Raw genomic sequence first — 16,373 nt, forward strand, 5'->3', positions numbered from 1 at the left:
CTGGCCGCCGACGCCAATCTGATGAGCGTCGGCAAGCTGCCGAGGTCGGCGGCCCAGAATCGTTTAAGACGACGGGGTGAGCCCGCCGGAGCCTGCGACCATGAAGCGGCTTGTCTTCGATCTCGACGGCACCATCGCGTTGGACGATCCGGCACGCGCCTATGCCGACCGCGAGCCGAACCTGCCGTTGATCGGGCGGCTTCGGGAATACAGGGCGCAGGGCTTCACGATCGTGGTGGCCTCGGCGCGCAACATGCGCACCTATGCCGGCGATATCGGCAAGATCAACGCCAACACCCTGCCGGTCATCGTCGAATGGCTGAAGCGCCACGACGTGCCATTTGACGAGCTGCACGTGGGCAAGCCCTGGTGCGGGACCGAGGGCTTCTATGTCGACGACAAGGCGATCCGGCCGAGCGAATTCGTCGCCCTGAGCCTGGAGGAAGTCCGCGCCCTGCTGGGGCTGGAGCCATGAACGGCGTGCGGCTGATCATGTCCGGTGCGGTGGTCGGCCAGGAACTGGCCGCCGAGTTCGGGCCCTTGCCGCCGTCGATGCTGCCGGTGGGCGTGCGCAAGCTCTACGAACTGCAGATCGAGGCCCTAGGCTCGGCCGAGCGCCACCACCTGGTGCTGCCCGAGACCTATGCCGTCTCCGATTTCGACAGCGAGCGGCTGGCGGCTCTGAATGTCGAGATCATCCCGATCCCGGAGGGCTTGAGGCTGGGCGAGGCGGTGGTCTACGCGCTCAACGCCATCGGGGCCGGGGAGGGGCCGGTGCGCCTGCTGCACGGCGACACCCTGATCCTCGACCCGCCGTTGGATCGGTTGGACGTCGTGGTGGGCGGCCAGCGCAGCAGCGAATACGCCTGGGCCGAGATGGAGGTCGGGCGCGACGGCCGGATCGCGCGGCTTGTCGACACGCCGGCCGGGGAAGATGGCCACGAGGGCTGGCCGGTGGCGGCGGGCTATTTCGCCTTCACCTCGGCGCTGGACCTGTTGCGCTCCTTGACCCGGATGCGTGGCGACTTCGTGGGTGGGGTGAACCACTATCTTCAGGGCCACGCCGCGCAGGTGGTCCCGGCCCAGGCCTGGCTCGATTTCGGCCACCTGCAGACCTTTTTCCGCTCCCGCCTGGCGGCGACCACGGCGCGGGCCTTCAACACCGTGCGGATCGACGGGCTGACGGCGCGCAAGTCCAGCCTGGACGAGGCCAAGATCTGGGCCGAGACCCACTGGCTGCAGGAGGCGCCGCCCTCGGTGCAGGTCTATTGCGGACGGCTGCTGGGCTTCGGCGCCGAGGACGGCAAGGTATTCTACGAGACGGAATACGAGTACCTGCCCGTGCTGTCGGAGCTGTTCGTGCATGGCGCCCTGGGGCGCAAGCCGTGGCTGCGCATCCTGGCCTCGTGCGAGGATTTCCTACGGGCGTGCGCGGCCCATCGCGGCGGCGGATCGGGCGATGCGGCGCTGCGCTCCATTGCCGCCGACAAGACCTTGGCGCGGCTGCAGGACTTCGGGCGGTCCACCGGGTTTCCAATCGACCGTCCGTTGCGCTTCGAGGGCCGACCCTGTCCCTCCCTGGTGGGGATCGCCGAACGGTTGACGCCCGCCTACGGCCTGGACGCGGGGCGGGGGGACACCGTGGTCCACGGCGACTTCTGCTTCTCGAACATCCTCTATGATTCCCGCGTGCGTCGGATCAAGGCCATCGATCCGCGCGGCCTGGTGGGCGACAAGCCGACCATCTATGGCGACCTGCGCTACGACCTGGCCAAGCTGGGCCATTCGGTGGTGGGCCGCTACGACCAGATCGTCGCCGGCCGTTGCCGGCCACGGGTGGACGGCGACGACTACGCCATCGCCTTCGAGCCGATCGCCGCCCAACCCTGGCTCGAGGCCGCCCTGGGCGACCTGGAGGTCGACGGGGTCGGCGGGCTGTCGAGCGAGGTGCGCGCCGTGACCACCGGGCTATTCCTGTCGATGCTGCCGCTGCACGCCGATCGGCCCGACCGACAGGCGGCCTTCATCGCCAACGCCCTGCGGCTCTACCGGGAGCTGGAGGCGGCATGATCGTCATTCCCATGGCGGGCGCGTCACGGCGTTTCTTCGAGGCGGGATACGAAGAGCCGAAGTATCGTCTGCCACTGGCCGGCCAAAGCGTGTTCGCCCATGCGGTGGGAAGCTTCAGCGCCCTGTTCGACACCATGGCCTTCCGCTTCGTGGTGGCGTCGGGCGCCGAGGCGTTCGTGGCCGCCGAGGCCGAGCGGCTGGGGATCGCGACGTTCGACGTCCGCGTCCTGGACCGACCAACCGCCGGCCAGGCCGAGACGGTGGAGCAGGGGCTGGTGGACGTTGCGGATGCGACGCCGCTGACCATCTTCAACATCGACACCTTCCGGCCGGGCTTCACCTTTCCCGGGGGCTGGTTCGACGACCTGGACGGCTGGTTGGAGGTGTTCCGCGGTGAGGGCGCCAACTGGTCCTACGTCAGGCCTGCCGATGGTCCTGAGCCGCGGGCGCTGGAGACGGCGGAGAAGCGGCCGATCTCGGACCTCTGCTGCACCGGGCTTTACCACTTCGCCCGCGCCGGGGACTTCCGGATGGCCCTGGACGCCGAGCGTCGCGCGCCGCAGGCCGCCGAGCTTTATGTGGCGCCGATCTACAACCACCTGATCGGGAAGGGCGCGCGGATCGGCTATAGCCTGATCGAACCGGCGGAGGTGATCTTCTGCGGGACGCCGGCCGAATACGCCGCCCTCAAGGCAGGGCGCTGACGGCCTCGACGATGGTCTTCACCCGGGTTTGCCAGGTGTGGTCGGCGGCCACGCGCGCGGCGCCGGCGCGGGCCTGGGCGGCCAGCTTGCGATCGTCGGCCAGCAGGGCCTCGATCTTGCGGGGCAGGCCCTTCAACGCCTTCCAGTAGTAGGTGGCCAGCTCGGTCTCGCGGAAGGCCTCGACATAGTAGCGGCTCTCGTCGCTGATCACGGCCGCGCCGCCGGCCATGGCTGTGAACACGCGCTCATGACCGCCCTCAACGAAACCGTTGTTGATGTTGAGCACCAGCTTGGCTCGGCGCAGCAGGGTGAGCGTCTCCTCGAAACTGCCGACCCCGCCGTAGCGGAAGCTGGGATAGCGTTCGATCAGCGGCTCCCAGCCCAGGCCGTAGACATGAAGCGGGGCGCCGGCCTCGCCCAGGGTCCTGAGGACGGCGTCGCGGTGAACGGTCTCGGCATAGGCCTGGGGGGCCTGGAGCAAGGGGGCGAAGTCGTTGAACAGCTCCGGTGTGAGCTCGGCCTTGAACGCCTGGGCGAGGGCCGCGCGCAGCGCCTTGACGACGGGGAGGGTGGCGTCGGCGGCCATGCGCCGGGCTACATCCTCCAGTATGGTGCGGGCGGGGCTCTCCGGCTCGTCGCGCCACGGAGTCTGCGGTTCGCCGCGATAGGTGCCGGTGAACAGCAGCGGGATGTCACGCCGGGCGAAGGCCTCGTCGGAGGTGTCGGGCTGCTCGGGCAGTTCGTTGGCGCCGGGCGGCAGGAAGCCCAGCTTGCCGATCCCGCGGGACTGGGGCCAGGCTTCCACGAACTGCACGTGGGTCCGGTCGAGGAAGAAGAAGGCCCCGCGCTTGATCGGCAGGGTCACCCGCTGCAGCATGTGCACGGGGTGGTCGACATGGATCGCCACATAGGCCGCGCCGATGCTGTCGAAGATCGAGATTCCGTCGGGCTGGACCTCCGAACCCACTCCGCCAACGCCCAGATAGCAGTCGGCCTGGGCCTCCAGGCTCTCGGCCAGCCGGGTCCACGCGTCGGGCGTGGCCAGGTCGACGATCTCGGCCTCGTGGCCCAGGCCGCCCAAGGCCACGGCGATCTGATCGATATGCAGGCGCAGCGAACCGTATTGCGACTGACCTTTGAAGAGAACGAACCGCATCGGTCTACCCCATCAACCGCCCGGCCAGCCAGTAGGTCACCGCCGCGATCGCCGCGGCCGCCGGGATGGTGATCACCCAGGCGACCACGATCCGCCGCGCCACGCCCCAACGCACCGCCGAGACCCGCCGCGCCGCGCCGACGCCGACGATCGCGCCGGTGATGGTGTGGGTGGTGGAGACCGGCACCCCAAGGCTGGTGGCCGCGAACAGGGTGATGGCCCCGCCGGTCTCGGCGCAGAAGCCCTGCATGGGGGTCAGCCTGGTGATCTTCGAACCCATGGTGTGCACGATCCGCCAGCCGCCAAACAGCGTCCCCAGGCCCATGGCCGCCTGACAGGACAGCACCACCCACAGCGGTACATGGAACTCGCCGGACGCCGGGCCCATGCCGTGGGCCATCAGCAGGGCGGCGATGATTCCCATGGTCTTCTGAGCGTCGTTGCCGCCATGGCCCAGCGAATAGAGCGAGGCCGAGACGAACTGCAGCTTGCGGAACACACCGTCCACCGCGAACGGCGTAAAGCGGATGAAGGCCCACGAGACGATCAGGGTCAGCAGCAGGGCCAGGACGAAGCCCGTACCCGGCGACAGCACGATGGCCGCCAAGGTCTTGTTGAGGCCGGTCCAGATCACCGCGTCGGCGCCCGCCTTGGCCAGGCCCGCGCCCACCAGCCCGCCGATCAGGGCGTGGGAGGACGACGACGGAATCGCCGCCCACCAGGTGAGCAGGTTCCACCCGATGGCGCCCATCAGGGCCGAGAAGATCAGGCCGTCTGTGATCAGGTTGGGCTCGACGAGCCCCGCGCCTACCGTCTTGGCCACGTGCAGGCCGAAGAACAGGAAGGCGATGAAGTTGAAGAAGGCCGCCCAGGCCACCGCCGCGAAGGGCGGCAGCACGCGGGTGGCCACGATGGTGGCGATGGAGTTGGCCGCGTCGTGCAGGCCGTTCAGGAAGTCGAACGCCAAGGCGACGATGATCAGAAAGATCAGGAGCGGCGTGAAGCCGAAAAGGTCCACGTGGCGTTCCCTAGACCTGCTCGATCACGATGCCGCTGATGCGGTTCGCCACATCCTCGAAGCGGTCCATCACCTTCTCCAGGTGACTGTAGATGTCGACGCCGACCACGAAGGCCATGGGGTCGTCCTTGCGGTGAGCGAGGAACAGCGCCTTGCGCCCGGCGTCGTAGATCGCGTCGGAGCGGTCCTCGATCTGGGTGATGTGCTCGGTCAGCTCGTTCAGCCGGTGGGCGTTCTGGCGCATCTTGTCCAGCAGGCCCACCGCCTCGCGGGTCAGCAGCGCGGCTTCGACGATGATGTCGGCCATCTCGCGCATGGGGTCTTCGAACTCGCGCAGCTCGAACAGGGTGATGACCTTGGCGGTCTTCTGCATCTGGTCGATGGCGTCGTCGAGCGAGGTGGTCAGGTCCTTGATGTCGCTGCGGTCGAAGGGGGTGATGAAGGTGCGGCGGACGGCGGTCAGCACCTCGCGGGTGATGTCGTCGGCGGCGGTCTCATGGGCGAACACCCGGGCGCAGGCGGCGGGTACCCCGTCGCCGCCCTTCAGGACGTCGCGCAGGGCGACGGCGCCCTCGACCAGGGTTTCCGCATGGGCCCGGAACAGATGGAAGAACTTCTCCTCCTTCGGCATCATCGCCTGGAACCAGCTCAGCATCTTCGATCCGTCTTCAGATTGTCGGCCGCGCTTCGAGCTGGCCCCCCGGGGCGGCTCTTAGCGTGTTCCGGTCTCAAGCCCAAGGCGCGCCCTAGTGGCGAGGGCCGCCTCGCGCCGGAAGACCGCGAGTCGCTGTCCCAGGAACAGCGGTTTCCATCCGTCGCCGACCAGATCGTGGGGGCCGACGACGATCACGGTGTCGTAGGCGGCCAGGGCCTGATCGGCCACATCGGCGTCTGGCGCGACGAGGATCATGTGCGGCCTGGCCTGCAACCGCCAGAAGGTGGTGTGGCCGGCGTTGAGATCGTCGACGATGGCCGCCAAGAGGCCGGATTCCTGGCTCACGAGCAATTCGGCGACATGCAATTCCGTGTTCAAGGCCTCGCGAGCAGGCCAACCATCACGTTCCCAGGCCCGGTCCAGGGCTGTCGAGAGCACGCCCAGCAGCACGAAATAGGCGAGCCAGATCCTGTGCGCCCGCCAGTTCGTCGAGCCTGTGGCGGCGCAGGCCGCCAGGGTCGCGCCGACCGCGATGGCGAAGTATGGAACCAGCGGGATCATGCCGAACTTCGCCGGGTCCGGGCGGAAGAAGGCGGTGAGCGCCGTCGCGTCCCACGGGAATAGAAATATCCCGCCGCGCACGAAGACGATCAGCCCCGCGAGGCCGGCCAGGGGAACCACGCCCGCCACGATCCGCCACCAGCGACCGCCACCCCGCTCGAACTCCAGGACGAAGGGGGCGGCGGTCAGCCAGATCATCGGAATGAAGAATTCGAAATAGCGACCCCAGAGGCGGTTGGCCTCGGTGGGACCGTAAACAAGCGCCTTCATCGTGAAGATCGCGGTCATGGCCAGGGTCGCGCCGAACGAGAGCAGGACGAGGAGGAAGGCGATCTCCTGCGGCTCGAGGTCGAAGCGCCCACGGCCCCGACTCCAATTCCACCGCATTCCGAGCCTGAGAAGTCCGGTCAGGATCGGGACGCCGGCCAGGAGCAGGCTCGATGCGACCAGCAGCGCCAGGGCGCGCAGGGCGACTATCAGGGAGGCGGGCGTGGTCTCGCTGGTGAGGGCCTTCGCATAGTGGTCGCCGACAAAAAATGTGAACGGCCGTGTTATCGGCTCTCCGGCGAGCAGGGCGACAAGGTTTCCCGCCGCGACGAAGGCCAGGGCGAAGATCACGACGCGCGCGACGAAGGACGTGAGTTCGCGCCGCCCCCAGGCGAGATCGAGCAGGGCCAGAATCGGGAAGGCGGCGATCACCGCCAGGCCGTGCGGCTTCAATAGCACCAGCACCCCGGCCAGCGCCCCGGCGACCAGGGCATGGGTGACGGGGTGCGACAGGTAGAGCTTGATCGTCGCCAGGATGATCAGGCCCAACAACCCGACATACCATCCCTCCGGCATGATGGCGAAGACGAAGCGGTAATAGGGGAAGGCCGCGGCCAGTAGCAGGAAACCCAGCGCCTCTCGGCTGCTGAGCCGTCCACGCACGCCCAGCCAGACCAGCAGGATCCCCGCGAAATAGGCGGTCGCTCCCAAGGCCCGCAGCCATTCGATCAGGTTGTGCGTGCCGTAGGTGACGGCGCGGATGATCAGCAGGAACGCGGTGTTGTTCAGGCCTTGCAGATCGGGACTCAGCTTCGGATCGGCGGCCACCGCCTTGCCGTAGAGTCCGTGGATCAGGTAGGCGCCCTCGTCGCCGGGATAGAGCGGCAGGTCGAGGAAGATGCGGTCGACATAGGCCAGCACCACGGCCAGACCCGCCAGCACGAGCAGCCCCATGCCCAGGCGCGCGCCGAACCCGTCCTCCGAACCATCGTCCCCCGAACTCATGCCGGCAATCTGGCGGTTCGCGGCGAGCGTGACTAGGCCCGGAGCCTTGCTTTCGAATTCGAGGCCCGCCTAGCTGTGGCCCCAACGAGTCCGCGGGAGGCCCCATGCGCATCGAACTTCTCCGATTGGCGATCGCCGCCACGATGCTGGCCGTCGCGCCTGCCGCCCGGGCCCAGGATCTGCTGATCCATGGCGGGCCGATCAACACGGGGGAGGCCTCGGTCGAGGCCCTGGCGGTCAAGGACGGCAAGGTGGCCTTCGCGGGTCCCCTGGCCCGGGCGCGCCGGGCGGTCCCAGGCGCCAGGGACATCGACCTGAAGGGCGCGGCGGCCTTTCCGGGTTTCGTCGACGCCCACGCCCACCTGTCGGGGATCGGCTTCCGCGAGATGACGCTGAGCCTGGAGGGGACGGAGTCGGTCGAGGACCTGGTGGCCCGGTTGAAAGCCTGGAATGTGGCAAATCCGGGGGCCGGCGCCGTCTCCGGCCGGGGCTGGATCGAGACCCATTGGCCCGAGAAGCGCTTCCCCAGCCGCCAGGATCTGGATCGGGCGATCCCGGACCGTCCGGTGGTGCTGGGCCGCGCCGACGGCCACGCCATCGTCGCCAACAGCGCCATGCTGGCCCTGGCGAGTGTCACCCGCGACACGGCGACCCCGGCAGGTGGCCAGATCCTCAAGGACGCGGCGGGTGAGCCCACCGGCATGCTGATCGACAACGCCATGGCCCTGGTGCGCGGCAAGATCCCGCCGCCCAGCGCCGCGGCCAAGGCTGAGGCGGTGAAGCGCGGGGTCGACCTCTACGCCTCGCGCGGCTGGACCGGCCTGCACGACATGGGCGCCTCGAGCGAGGAGGTGGGCTACCAGCAGGCCCTGGCCGCCAGGGGCGAGATGCCGATCCGCCTCGACAATTACATGTCGCCGCAGGACGCCGACGCCGTCCTGGCTTCTGGCCCCACGCGGGACCCGAGCGGCCTGGTGCGGGTGCGCGGGGTGAAGCTCTACATGGACGGCGCCCTGGGCTCGCGGGGCGCGGCCCTGCTGGCGCCCTATGCCGACGCGGAGGGGACGGGTCTGATCCTCACTCCGCGCGAGACCATCGACACCTTCCTCAAGCGGGGCCGCGCGTCGGGCGCCCAGATCGCCATCCACGCCATCGGCGATCGCGGCAACCGCCTGGCCTTGGACGCCTTCCAGCAGGCCTTCGCCGACGACCCGGCCGCCCTGCGCAAGGCCCGCTGGCGGGTGGAGCATGCCCAGGTGCTGTCGCCGGAGGACCTGCCGCGCTTCTCCGAGCTTGGGGTGATCGCCTCGATGCAGGCCTCGCACGCCATCGGCGACCTCTATTTCGCCCCCGCCCGCCTGGGCCCCGAACGGCTGAAGGGCGCCTATGCCTGGGAGAGCCTGGTCAGGAGCGGGGCGGTGGTGGCCGGCGGCTCTGACGCCCCGGTGGAGAAGGGTGATCCGCTGGTGGAGTTCTACGCCGCCGCCTATCGCCACGACCTGAAGGGCTTCGCCGGGCCGGACTGGGGCCTCGACGAGGCCCTGACCCGCCAGCAGGCCTTGGCCCTGCTCACTCGGGGCCCGGCCTACGCCGCCGGCCGCGAGACCGAACTCGGCCTGCTGAAGGTCGGCGCCCTGGCCGACATCTCGGTCTTCTCCGTCGACCTGATGACCGCGCCGTTCCCCGAGATCGCCAAGGCCCGCGCTGTGATGACCGTGGTGGCCGGTCGGATCGTCTACGACGGGCGCTAACCCCCGAACGTCATCGTGAAGATGGCGCGGGCGGTGCGCGGGGCGATGGGCCAGAGGAGGTCGCTGGTGGAGGCGTACCAACCGCGCTCGTCGGTCAGGTTGGACACCAGCAGGCGGAGCTGAGCCGGACGCTCGGCGACGTTGAAGCGGGCGCGGGCGCCAAGGCCGAAGGTCGTCAGCGCTGGCGCCTTGAAGGTGTTGCGGCTGTCGGCATAGGCCTCGCCCAGATAGTTCACCTGGGCGTCGAGCGACCAGACGGGGGTGATCTGGCGTTCGACGCTGGCGTTGGCGATCAGCTCCGAGATGCCGGCCGGGTGGGCGCCCACGACCCCGGACGTCACCAGGGGCCCAGTGATCTCGGCCTCGTAGGAGACCGCGCCCACGACGATGCTGGTCTTCTCGTCCAGCTGCCCGGCCAGGGATGCCTCCAACCCCTTGTGCGACACCTGGCCGACCAGGCCATAGGAGCCGTCGGCGCGGAAGCCGGTGGTCGGCTTGGACACCTCGAAGGCGGCCGCCAGCAGGGTCAGATTGTCGGTGAGCGCGTGGCGCACGCCGATCTCCTTCTGCTTGGCCTTCACCGGTGGCAGCACCTGGTTGCTGTTGGTGGCGTTCTGCGGCGCGAAGCCAGACTCCTCCAGGCCGGTGACATAGCTCCCGAACAGGCTGGTCGAGGGGGTCAGGCTCCAGACGGCCGAGGCGTTGTAGTACCAGGCCTGGTCCTCGCCCCGCGCGGTCGAGCCGTCATAGGCCAGAACTTCCTTCTCGTAGCGGCTGCGATGGGCGCCGAGCCGGACCTGCAGCCGGTCCTCCCAGACCAGGCCGTAGATCAGGCTCGCAGTGAGCTGGTCGGTCCGGTCCTCGCCGCGCGACCCGCTCCAGGCCGGGCGGGCAGGGGCGGAGGGGGCGGGGTCGCGCAGGTTGAACGCGCCGTTGGCGACGCTTACCGACGAGGAAAGGTCCACCTCGGCGCGCCGATAGCGCAGGGAGGCGCTGACCAGGTGGTCGATCGCCCCGCCGTCGATCACCCGCGAGACCCTGGCTTCATAGGAGTCCGACAGGTTGGTGCGGCCGGGCCCCACGAAGGTGGTCGACGTCGCGCTCCCGTCGCGGAGGGTGGCGAGAACCGTGAAGTCGGATGCGTCGTTGCTGTAGATCGATCGGAACGCTGAGGCGTCGAGCGTCCAGCCGCCGGCCTCGCCCTTGTAGAGGGCGCCGAGATTGGTGTTCTGCGCGCGGACATTGGCCCAGGTGGGCGAGAACTGGCGCAACGCCTTCGCCGACGGAGGCAGGGCGCTGTCCTGCGCCAGCACGGACCAATCGCCGTCATACTCGCGGGCGTACCAAGAGGCGAAGACCCGGAGGCTGTGGTTCTCGGCGGGGTTCCAGCCGGCGACCGCGCCGATGTCGAAGGCCTCGCCGTTGCCGCCTGACCCCCAGGTGACATTCGGGCGGTAGAAGGTGGCTCCGGCGATCCAGACCTCCTTGGAGGGCGCGGTCCAGGATCCCTCGGCCTGCGCCACCGTGGTCCCGAAGTCGCGGCGGCCGCCGCCGACCGTCAGCCGGTTGGTTGGACTGGGCGAGCGCAGGCGATAGTTCACCACGCCCGAGGGCGCGGGATAGGCGAGGCGCGAGGCGTTCACCCCCACCTTCACGCTGACGCCGCCGACCACCGGATCGTTCAGTGGCGCCATCCGCGCGAAATAGGCGTCCTCGACGCGGTAGTTGCCGCTGGCCTGCAGGTCGAAGCCGCGGACCTGCCCCTCCCCGTAGAGGCCGAGTTGTTCGATGCCCACGCGCTCACCGAAAGCGTCGGCGGCCGATTTCACCGCGCTTTCCTGGGCGAGGGCGGAGGTCGAGGCGAAGAGCACGAGCACGAAGGGCGCGGCCGAACATTTCATTATTGTAATCCCGGGTGAACTGGACTGTTCAGAGACCGGGGTTTGTCGGACAGTGCGGCCGGGACGGCGTGGCTGTGGGCGTGATTAATTCGTGATGGTTTCGCGATGAACGAACACGTGGCCATCCGATGGCCTGAGCTCAACCTGGCGCGGGAACTCCCGTTCAGCCTGGCGGGGACCCAGGTGCGTCCCGCCGCCCTGGAGCTCGAGCACGACGGCAAGGTCGTCACACTGGAGCCACGGGTGATGAAGGTGCTGGTGGCCCTGCACCGCTCTCGCGGCCAGCCGGTGAGCCGCGACGAGCTGATCGACCTCTGCTGGGGCGGGCGCATCGTCACCGAGGGCGCGCTAAACCGTTGCGTGGCCCAGCTTCGCAAGGCGCTCGGCGACAATCCGCGCATCAGCGTCGATACCATCGCCACGGTGGGCTATCGCCTGCAGGCCAGCGCCGACGTCCATCGCGTGGCCCCGGCGACCGAGCCGGCGACGGCGGAGCGCGTGCGGCCCAAGGTCTCGCGCCAGACCCTCGTGATGGCCGCCGGTTTCATCGGCGTCGCGGTGGCGGCCGTCGCCGTACTGCTGATCACCCTGCCGCGCCCGGTCAACTGGACGGCGCGGGCCTTCCAACCCCTCACCTCGGAGCGCGGCCTGGAGACCCATCCGGCCCTGTCGCCAGATGGCGGTCAGCTGGTCTACGCCCAGCGCGCCGACCTGCTTTCGCGCCGCGATCTCTACCTGCGCAGCGTGGGGCAGGGGACGCCGGTGCGGATCACCACCGACCCGGCCGACGACCACAGCGCCGCCTGGTCTCCGAAGGGCGACCGGATAGCCTTCGTGCGAACCCCGGCGACCGGCGAATGCAGCATCGTAGTGACGCCGATCCCGCTCGGTCCCGAACGCATCGTCGCCCGCTGCCAGTCCGCGACCTACGCGCGGGTGAGTTGGCTGGACGAGAACACCCTGGTGTTCGGCGACCGGCGGGACGCCGCCTCGATCTGGCGCATCCGGGCGGTGAACATCGAGACTGGCGCGGTGCGCGACCTGACCGATCCGCCGGCCTCGACCCTGGGCGACGGTGATCCGATGGCGTCGCCGGACGGCCGCCATGTCCTCTTCCGCCGGACCCTGATGCACGGGGCCGACGACCTGTTCCTGCTGGACGTGAAGACCGGCCGGGAGCGGGCCCTGACCACCGACGGCTGGAAGGCGCCGGGCTATGTCTGGTCCGCCGACGGCCGCCATGTGTTCTTCGCCTCGAACCGCGGCGGGGCCTTTGGCCTGTGGACGGTCGACACCAAGATCGACGGTCCGCCGCGGCAGGTGAGCCTGGGCCTGGGCCAGATCAGCTTCAGCCGCATGTCCGCCGATCGCCGGAACCGCGTGGCGGTGGAACTGCCGAGCGGCCGCAACAACCTGGCCGTCGTCGCGCCCGATGGACGGGTGCGACCGCTCACCACCGACGACGGCAATGACTGGGACCCGGATGGCGCGGCTGACGGGACCGTGGCCTACACCTCCGACCGCAGCGGCTCCTCGGAGCTCTGGATCACCACGCAGGACGGCCGTTCGGTGCGCCTGACCTCCATCGTGGGCAGCTATGTCCACCAGCCGGCCTGGTCGCCTGACGGCCAGACCATCGCTTTCATAGCCGTGAAGGGACGCCGGGCGGAGATCTACACCGTGGCCCGCGACGGCTCGCGGCTGCGGCCGGTGACCCACGACGGTCTCGACAAGCTGGACCCCGTCTACGCCGCCGACGGGCGCAGCCTGAGCTATGTGGAACGCACGGCGGCCGGCTACCGGGTCATGCGGATCGCGCTCACCCCCGGCGCCGAGCCCCGGCCCCTGCCCGGCGGCGAGGGCTGGCGCGTGCTGCGCGGCGGCGAAGACGGGCGTCTCTACGGCATGCGCGTGGGCGAGACGAGGTTGCGCGCCCTGTCTCCCGGGCGCCCGGTCCCCCCGGTCGAGCTCGGCGGCTACGACGAGTGGGCCGTCGGCCCCGATGGCCTGGTGGTGATGCGCGGCTATCGCGCCTCGCCCTCGACCGTCTGGCTGCACCCGTGGACGGGCGCCCCCCGCAAGCTGGTGGACATCCCCAACTGCTGCGGCTCGGTGGGCGTGTCGTCCACCGGCGCCGTGCTGTTCTCGCAGAGCCAGGACGACCAGGTCGATCTGGGCCTGGTGGACCTGGCGGCGAATTAGGCGCGGCGAGGCAAACTGCGGCCGGTTTCAGGAAGTCTGGTTGAACGGATCGTGCGGCCCCGACTAGGTTCACCGGCATGACCCGCCCGATTCCGCGCCCGTTCGGGCGAAACTATGCCTTCGTCGCCGCCGGCGCCGTGTTCATCGCCCTCATGGCCGCCGCTGGCCTGCGGGCCGCGCCCGGCGTGCTGATGCTGCCGCTGGAGCGCGCCTTCGGCTGGGACCGCGGCACGGTGTCGGCCGCCGCGGCGGTGGGCATCTTCCTCTACGGCCTGACCGGCCCCTTCGCCGCGGCCCTGATGCAGTCGTTCGGGATCCGGCGCACGGTGGCCCTGGCCTTGCTGCTGATGGCGGTCTCGACCGGCCTCTCGTCCCTGATGACCGAGCCCTGGCAGTATGTGGCGACCTGGGGTGTGATGGCGGGCCTGGGTTCCGGGGCGGTGGCCATGGTGCTGGGAGCCACGGTGGTGAACCGCTGGTTCGTGGCGCGGCGCGGGCTGATGATGGGCCTGCTGACGGCGTCCACGGCGACCGGCTCGCTGATCTTCCTGCCGGGCATGGCGATGGTGGCCGAGCAGGGCGGCTGGCGGCCGGTGGTGCTGATCATCGCCGGGGTCATGGCGCTGCTGGCGCCTGTCGTCTGGCTTCTCCTGCCCGAGAGCCCGCAGGCGATCGGCCAGAAGCCCTACGGCGCCTCCGACGACTATGTCCCCATCCCGCCGCCTGCGGCGGGTGGAGCCCTGGCCGTGGCCTTCGGCGCCCTGTTCCGCGCGGCGCGGACCCGGACCTTCTGGCTGCTGTTCGCCGGCTTCTTCGTCTGTGGCCTGACCACCAACGGCCTGGTGGGCGTCCACATGATCGCCATGTGCGCCGACCAGGGCCTGCCGGAAACCCGAGCGGCGACCCTGCTGGCCCTGATGGGGCTGTTCGACCTAGTGGGCACGACCCTCTCGGGCTGGCTCACCGACCGCTATGACCCGCGCAAGCTGCTGTTCGTCTATTACGGCCTGCGCGGGCTCTCCCTGATGGTCCTGCCCTATACGGATTTCTCCATCGTCGCCCTCGGGATCTTCGCGGTGTTCTACGGCCTGGACTGGATCGCCACCGTGCCGCCCACCGTGCGCCTGGCCACCGAGGCGTTCGGCGATCGGGACGGGCCCATCGTGTTCGGCTGGATCGCCGCTGGGCACCAGGCGGGCGCGGCCACAGCGGCGGTGATGGCGGGGGTGCTGCGCGCGTCGCAGGGCCGCTATCTGGAAGCCTTCGTCCTGGCCGGCGTCGCGGCCCTAGTGGCGGCGGTCGCCTCGATCATGATCCGCCGGCAGGTGAAGCCGGCGCTCGCCTAGCGGCGCGAGTCGAGCGCCATCCGCACGGCCAGGGCGCCCAGCACCGTGCCCATCAGCCAGCGCTGGACCATGGCCCAGGTCGGCCGGGTGGCCAGGAACGTGGCCACCGAGCCGGCGGCCAGGATCATCACGCTGTTGCAGGCGACGCTGGCGGCGATCTGGGTGGCGCCCAGGATCATGCCCTGGGCCAGGATGTCGCCGCGCTCCGGATGCATGAATTGCGGCAGCAGGGACAGGTAGAGCACCGCGGCCTTGGGGTTCAGCAGGTTGGTGAACAGGCCCATGGCGAAGAGCCGGGCGTCGCCGTGCGGCTCCAGCTCGCGCACCGCAAAGGGGGAGGCGGCGCCGGGCTTCAGCGCTTGCCAGGCCAGCCACGCCAGGTAACAGGCGCCGGTGATCCGCAGGACGTCGTAGGCGATCGGCACGGCCATGACGATCGCGGTCAGGCCGATCACCGCCGAGACCATGTAGAAGATGAAGCCCGCCGCCACCCCGGCCAGGGACATGAATCCCGCGCGGCGACCCTGGCTGATGGAGCGCGAGATCAGGTAGATCATGTTGGGGCCGGGCGTCATGGCCATGCCCAGCGCGATCAGTCCGAAAGCGATCCAGTCCGTCCAGGCGACCATGCGTCGGCTCCTCTGCTTGGAGCCCGGCTATAGCGGCAGCCTCTGAGTCCCGCGCGCCAGAAATCCCGCGCGGATCGTTAGGCGGCCTCTCAACGGGCGGGAATCTCGATGTCGCAGACGGTGAAGTCGGCGCCCTTGGCGGCGCGGACCTTGTCGACCAGGGCCTTGAAGGCCGGCCCTCGCTCGTCCAGCACCTCGACCCTGGGCCGTTCGGCGGCCGGGATGTCTGCGGCGACGCGGAGCTTGATCATCCGGTCGGGCTTGGCTGGCGGCTCGCCGACCGCCATGGCGCGGATCACCTCGAGGCCCTTCACCGCCCGCCCCCAGACCGTGTAGTCGCCGTCCAGCCGGCGGCTGGCTTCGCGCATGAAGAAGATCTCGCTGTTGGCGGTGGTGATGGCCTCCTGCCGCCCCATGCCGGCGACGCCGGGGCAGTAGGCGCCGCTCGCGCGGCGGCCCAGCGGGTTGGTGTCCAGCAGGTCCTGGGCGCCGATGAATGGCGTCGATCCGACGAAGCCCTCCACCGCGTCGCTGGTGTTGCGGACGATGACATGGGGCTGGTCGGGCTTCAGGCGGAAGGTGAACTCCGGCGCCAGGTCGGGGTGCTTGGAGACCCCGCCGTCCTCGTTGTTCGGGTTGCCGGTCTGGTCGACGAAGTTCTCGATGACCCGGTGGAACAGCAGGCCGTCATAGACCCCCTCTCGGGCTAGCAGCTTGATCCGCTCCACCGCCCTGGGCGCCAGGTCGGGTCGCATTTCCACGAGGATCGTTCCATTGGAGGTCTCGATGACCAGGGTCTGCTCGGGGTCCAGGGCCCGCCAGTCGGCGGCCTGGGCGGGCGCCGAAATCGACAGGGCGGCCATGCAGAAAGTGAATAGACGGAGCATGTTTTCGACTATCGACAAACCGTCGCCTTTCGCAACGGGCCGAGCTTACTAACTTGTAATGCATGCTACCTTGCACTGACCACTACCGTGCGATACACGTTAGCTCGAAGTGGAGGTGCGCGTCGTGGCGGAAGCCGTTCAAGTCCAGCTGAAGAAGGGGGTGCTCGAGCTCTGCGTGCTCGCGCTGCTCTCCCGACAGGACAGCTACGCCTATGAGATCG

Annotated in this window: 13 protein-coding genes and 1 pseudogene; 7 read left to right on the forward strand and 7 right to left on the reverse strand. The window is 69.4% G+C overall.

Annotated features, from left to right (window positions below; all coding sequences use genetic code 11):
- Positions 1-100: 100 nt before the first annotated feature.
- Genes Q8Q88_RS14985 through Q8Q88_RS14995 form a run of 3 tightly spaced genes read left to right on the forward strand, consistent with a single transcriptional unit; the run spans position 101 to position 2,774 of the window.
- The gene (locus tag Q8Q88_RS14985; RefSeq protein ID WP_305675992.1) at positions 101-475 is read left to right on the forward strand and encodes a capsular biosynthesis protein; all 375 of its coding nucleotides are present in this window, start codon (positions 101-103) and stop codon (positions 473-475) included.
- Positions 472-2,070 (forward strand): hypothetical protein, encoded by a 1,599-nt coding sequence (locus Q8Q88_RS14990; protein WP_305675993.1) that lies wholly within the window; start codon positions 472-474, stop codon positions 2,068-2,070. The genes Q8Q88_RS14985 and Q8Q88_RS14990 overlap by 4 nt, the downstream gene beginning before the upstream one ends.
- A complete protein-coding gene (locus tag Q8Q88_RS14995; RefSeq protein WP_305675994.1) occupies positions 2,067-2,774 on the forward strand; it encodes an NTP transferase domain-containing protein in 708 nt (235 codons plus the stop codon). The genes Q8Q88_RS14990 and Q8Q88_RS14995 overlap by 4 nt, the downstream gene beginning before the upstream one ends.
- On the opposite strand, the gene Q8Q88_RS15000 is transcribed toward Q8Q88_RS14995, so the two are convergent.
- The 4 genes from Q8Q88_RS15000 to Q8Q88_RS15015 are packed head-to-tail and all read right to left on the reverse strand — an operon-like array spanning position 2,758 to position 7,436.
- Positions 2,758-3,930 (reverse strand): glycosyltransferase, encoded by a 1,173-nt coding sequence (locus Q8Q88_RS15000; protein ID WP_305675995.1) that lies wholly within the window; start codon positions 3,928-3,930, stop codon positions 2,758-2,760. The genes Q8Q88_RS14995 and Q8Q88_RS15000 overlap by 17 nt on opposite strands.
- A gap of 4 nt (positions 3,931-3,934) precedes the next feature.
- A complete protein-coding gene (locus tag Q8Q88_RS15005) occupies positions 3,935-4,948 on the reverse strand; it encodes an inorganic phosphate transporter (RefSeq protein ID WP_305675996.1) in 1,014 nt (337 codons plus the stop codon).
- Positions 4,949-4,958: 10 nt separating this feature from the next.
- Positions 4,959-5,603 (reverse strand): DUF47 domain-containing protein, encoded by a 645-nt coding sequence (locus tag Q8Q88_RS15010; protein ID WP_305675997.1) that lies wholly within the window; start codon positions 5,601-5,603, stop codon positions 4,959-4,961.
- A 57-nt stretch (positions 5,604-5,660) separates the two neighbouring features.
- Positions 5,661-7,436, reverse strand: coding sequence for a hypothetical protein (locus Q8Q88_RS15015; RefSeq protein WP_305675998.1), 1,776 nt, complete (start codon positions 7,434-7,436; stop codon positions 5,661-5,663).
- Positions 7,437-7,540: 104 nt separating this feature from the next.
- Here Q8Q88_RS15015 and Q8Q88_RS15020 point away from each other — a divergent pair, with 104 nt between their 5' ends.
- The gene (locus tag Q8Q88_RS15020; RefSeq protein WP_305675999.1) at positions 7,541-9,187 is read left to right on the forward strand and encodes an amidohydrolase; all 1,647 of its coding nucleotides are present in this window, start codon (positions 7,541-7,543) and stop codon (positions 9,185-9,187) included.
- Here Q8Q88_RS15020 and Q8Q88_RS15025 read toward each other — a convergent pair.
- A complete protein-coding gene (locus Q8Q88_RS15025) occupies positions 9,184-11,088 on the reverse strand; it encodes a TonB-dependent siderophore receptor (protein ID WP_305676000.1) in 1,905 nt (634 codons plus the stop codon). The two genes, Q8Q88_RS15020 and Q8Q88_RS15025, sit on opposite strands and share 4 nt — an antisense overlap.
- Before the next feature lie 105 nt (positions 11,089-11,193).
- On the opposite strand from Q8Q88_RS15025, the gene Q8Q88_RS15030 reads away from it, so the two are divergent.
- A complete protein-coding gene (locus Q8Q88_RS15030) occupies positions 11,194-13,290 on the forward strand; it encodes a winged helix-turn-helix domain-containing protein (RefSeq protein ID WP_305676001.1) in 2,097 nt (698 codons plus the stop codon).
- A 77-nt stretch (positions 13,291-13,367) separates the two neighbouring features.
- Entirely contained in the window at positions 13,368-14,636 is a 1,269-nt protein-coding gene (locus tag Q8Q88_RS15035) for an MFS transporter (protein WP_305676002.1), read from the forward strand.
- Here Q8Q88_RS15035 and Q8Q88_RS15040 read toward each other — a convergent pair.
- Together Q8Q88_RS15040 and Q8Q88_RS15045 are read right to left on the reverse strand one after the other, a co-directional pair.
- Positions 14,633-15,265, reverse strand: coding sequence for a LysE family translocator (locus Q8Q88_RS15040; RefSeq protein ID WP_305676003.1), 633 nt, complete (start codon positions 15,263-15,265; stop codon positions 14,633-14,635). The two genes, Q8Q88_RS15035 and Q8Q88_RS15040, sit on opposite strands and share 4 nt — an antisense overlap.
- Before the next feature lie 89 nt (positions 15,266-15,354).
- A complete protein-coding gene (locus tag Q8Q88_RS15045) occupies positions 15,355-16,152 on the reverse strand; it encodes a peptidylprolyl isomerase (RefSeq protein ID WP_305676004.1) in 798 nt (265 codons plus the stop codon).
- Positions 16,153-16,276: 124 nt separating this feature from the next.
- Between Q8Q88_RS15045 and Q8Q88_RS15050 the strand changes: the two are divergent.
- A pseudogene (locus Q8Q88_RS15050) lies at positions 16,277-16,373 on the forward strand (PadR family transcriptional regulator); the annotation flags it as partial.

Origin of the sequence: Phenylobacterium sp. (assembly GCF_030697925.1) — a bacterium.
Lineage (GTDB): Bacteria > Pseudomonadota > Alphaproteobacteria > Caulobacterales > Caulobacteraceae > Phenylobacterium.

Coding starts and splice junctions, on each gene's coding strand:
- Q8Q88_RS14985 (WP_305675992.1), top strand. CDS start 101: ATGAAGCGGCTTGTCTTCGATCTCGACGGCACCATCGCGTTGGACGAT.
- Q8Q88_RS14990 (WP_305675993.1), top strand. CDS start 472: ATGAACGGCGTGCGGCTGATCATGTCCGGTGCGGTGGTCGGCCAGGAA.
- Q8Q88_RS14995 (WP_305675994.1), top strand. CDS start 2,067: ATGATCGTCATTCCCATGGCGGGCGCGTCACGGCGTTTCTTCGAGGCG.
- Q8Q88_RS15000 (WP_305675995.1), bottom strand. CDS start 3,930: ATGCGGTTCGTTCTCTTCAAAGGTCAGTCGCAATACGGTTCGCTGCGC.
- Q8Q88_RS15010 (WP_305675997.1), bottom strand. CDS start 5,603: ATGCTGAGCTGGTTCCAGGCGATGATGCCGAAGGAGGAGAAGTTCTTC.
- Q8Q88_RS15015 (WP_305675998.1), bottom strand. CDS start 7,436: ATGAGTTCGGGGGACGATGGTTCGGAGGACGGGTTCGGCGCGCGCCTG.
- Q8Q88_RS15020 (WP_305675999.1), top strand. CDS start 7,541: ATGCGCATCGAACTTCTCCGATTGGCGATCGCCGCCACGATGCTGGCC.
- Q8Q88_RS15025 (WP_305676000.1), bottom strand. CDS start 11,088: ATGAAATGTTCGGCCGCGCCCTTCGTGCTCGTGCTCTTCGCCTCGACC.
- Q8Q88_RS15030 (WP_305676001.1), top strand. CDS start 11,194: ATGAACGAACACGTGGCCATCCGATGGCCTGAGCTCAACCTGGCGCGG.
- Q8Q88_RS15035 (WP_305676002.1), top strand. CDS start 13,368: ATGACCCGCCCGATTCCGCGCCCGTTCGGGCGAAACTATGCCTTCGTC.
- Q8Q88_RS15040 (WP_305676003.1), bottom strand. CDS start 15,265: ATGGTCGCCTGGACGGACTGGATCGCTTTCGGACTGATCGCGCTGGGC.
- Q8Q88_RS15045 (WP_305676004.1), bottom strand. CDS start 16,152: ATGCTCCGTCTATTCACTTTCTGCATGGCCGCCCTGTCGATTTCGGCG.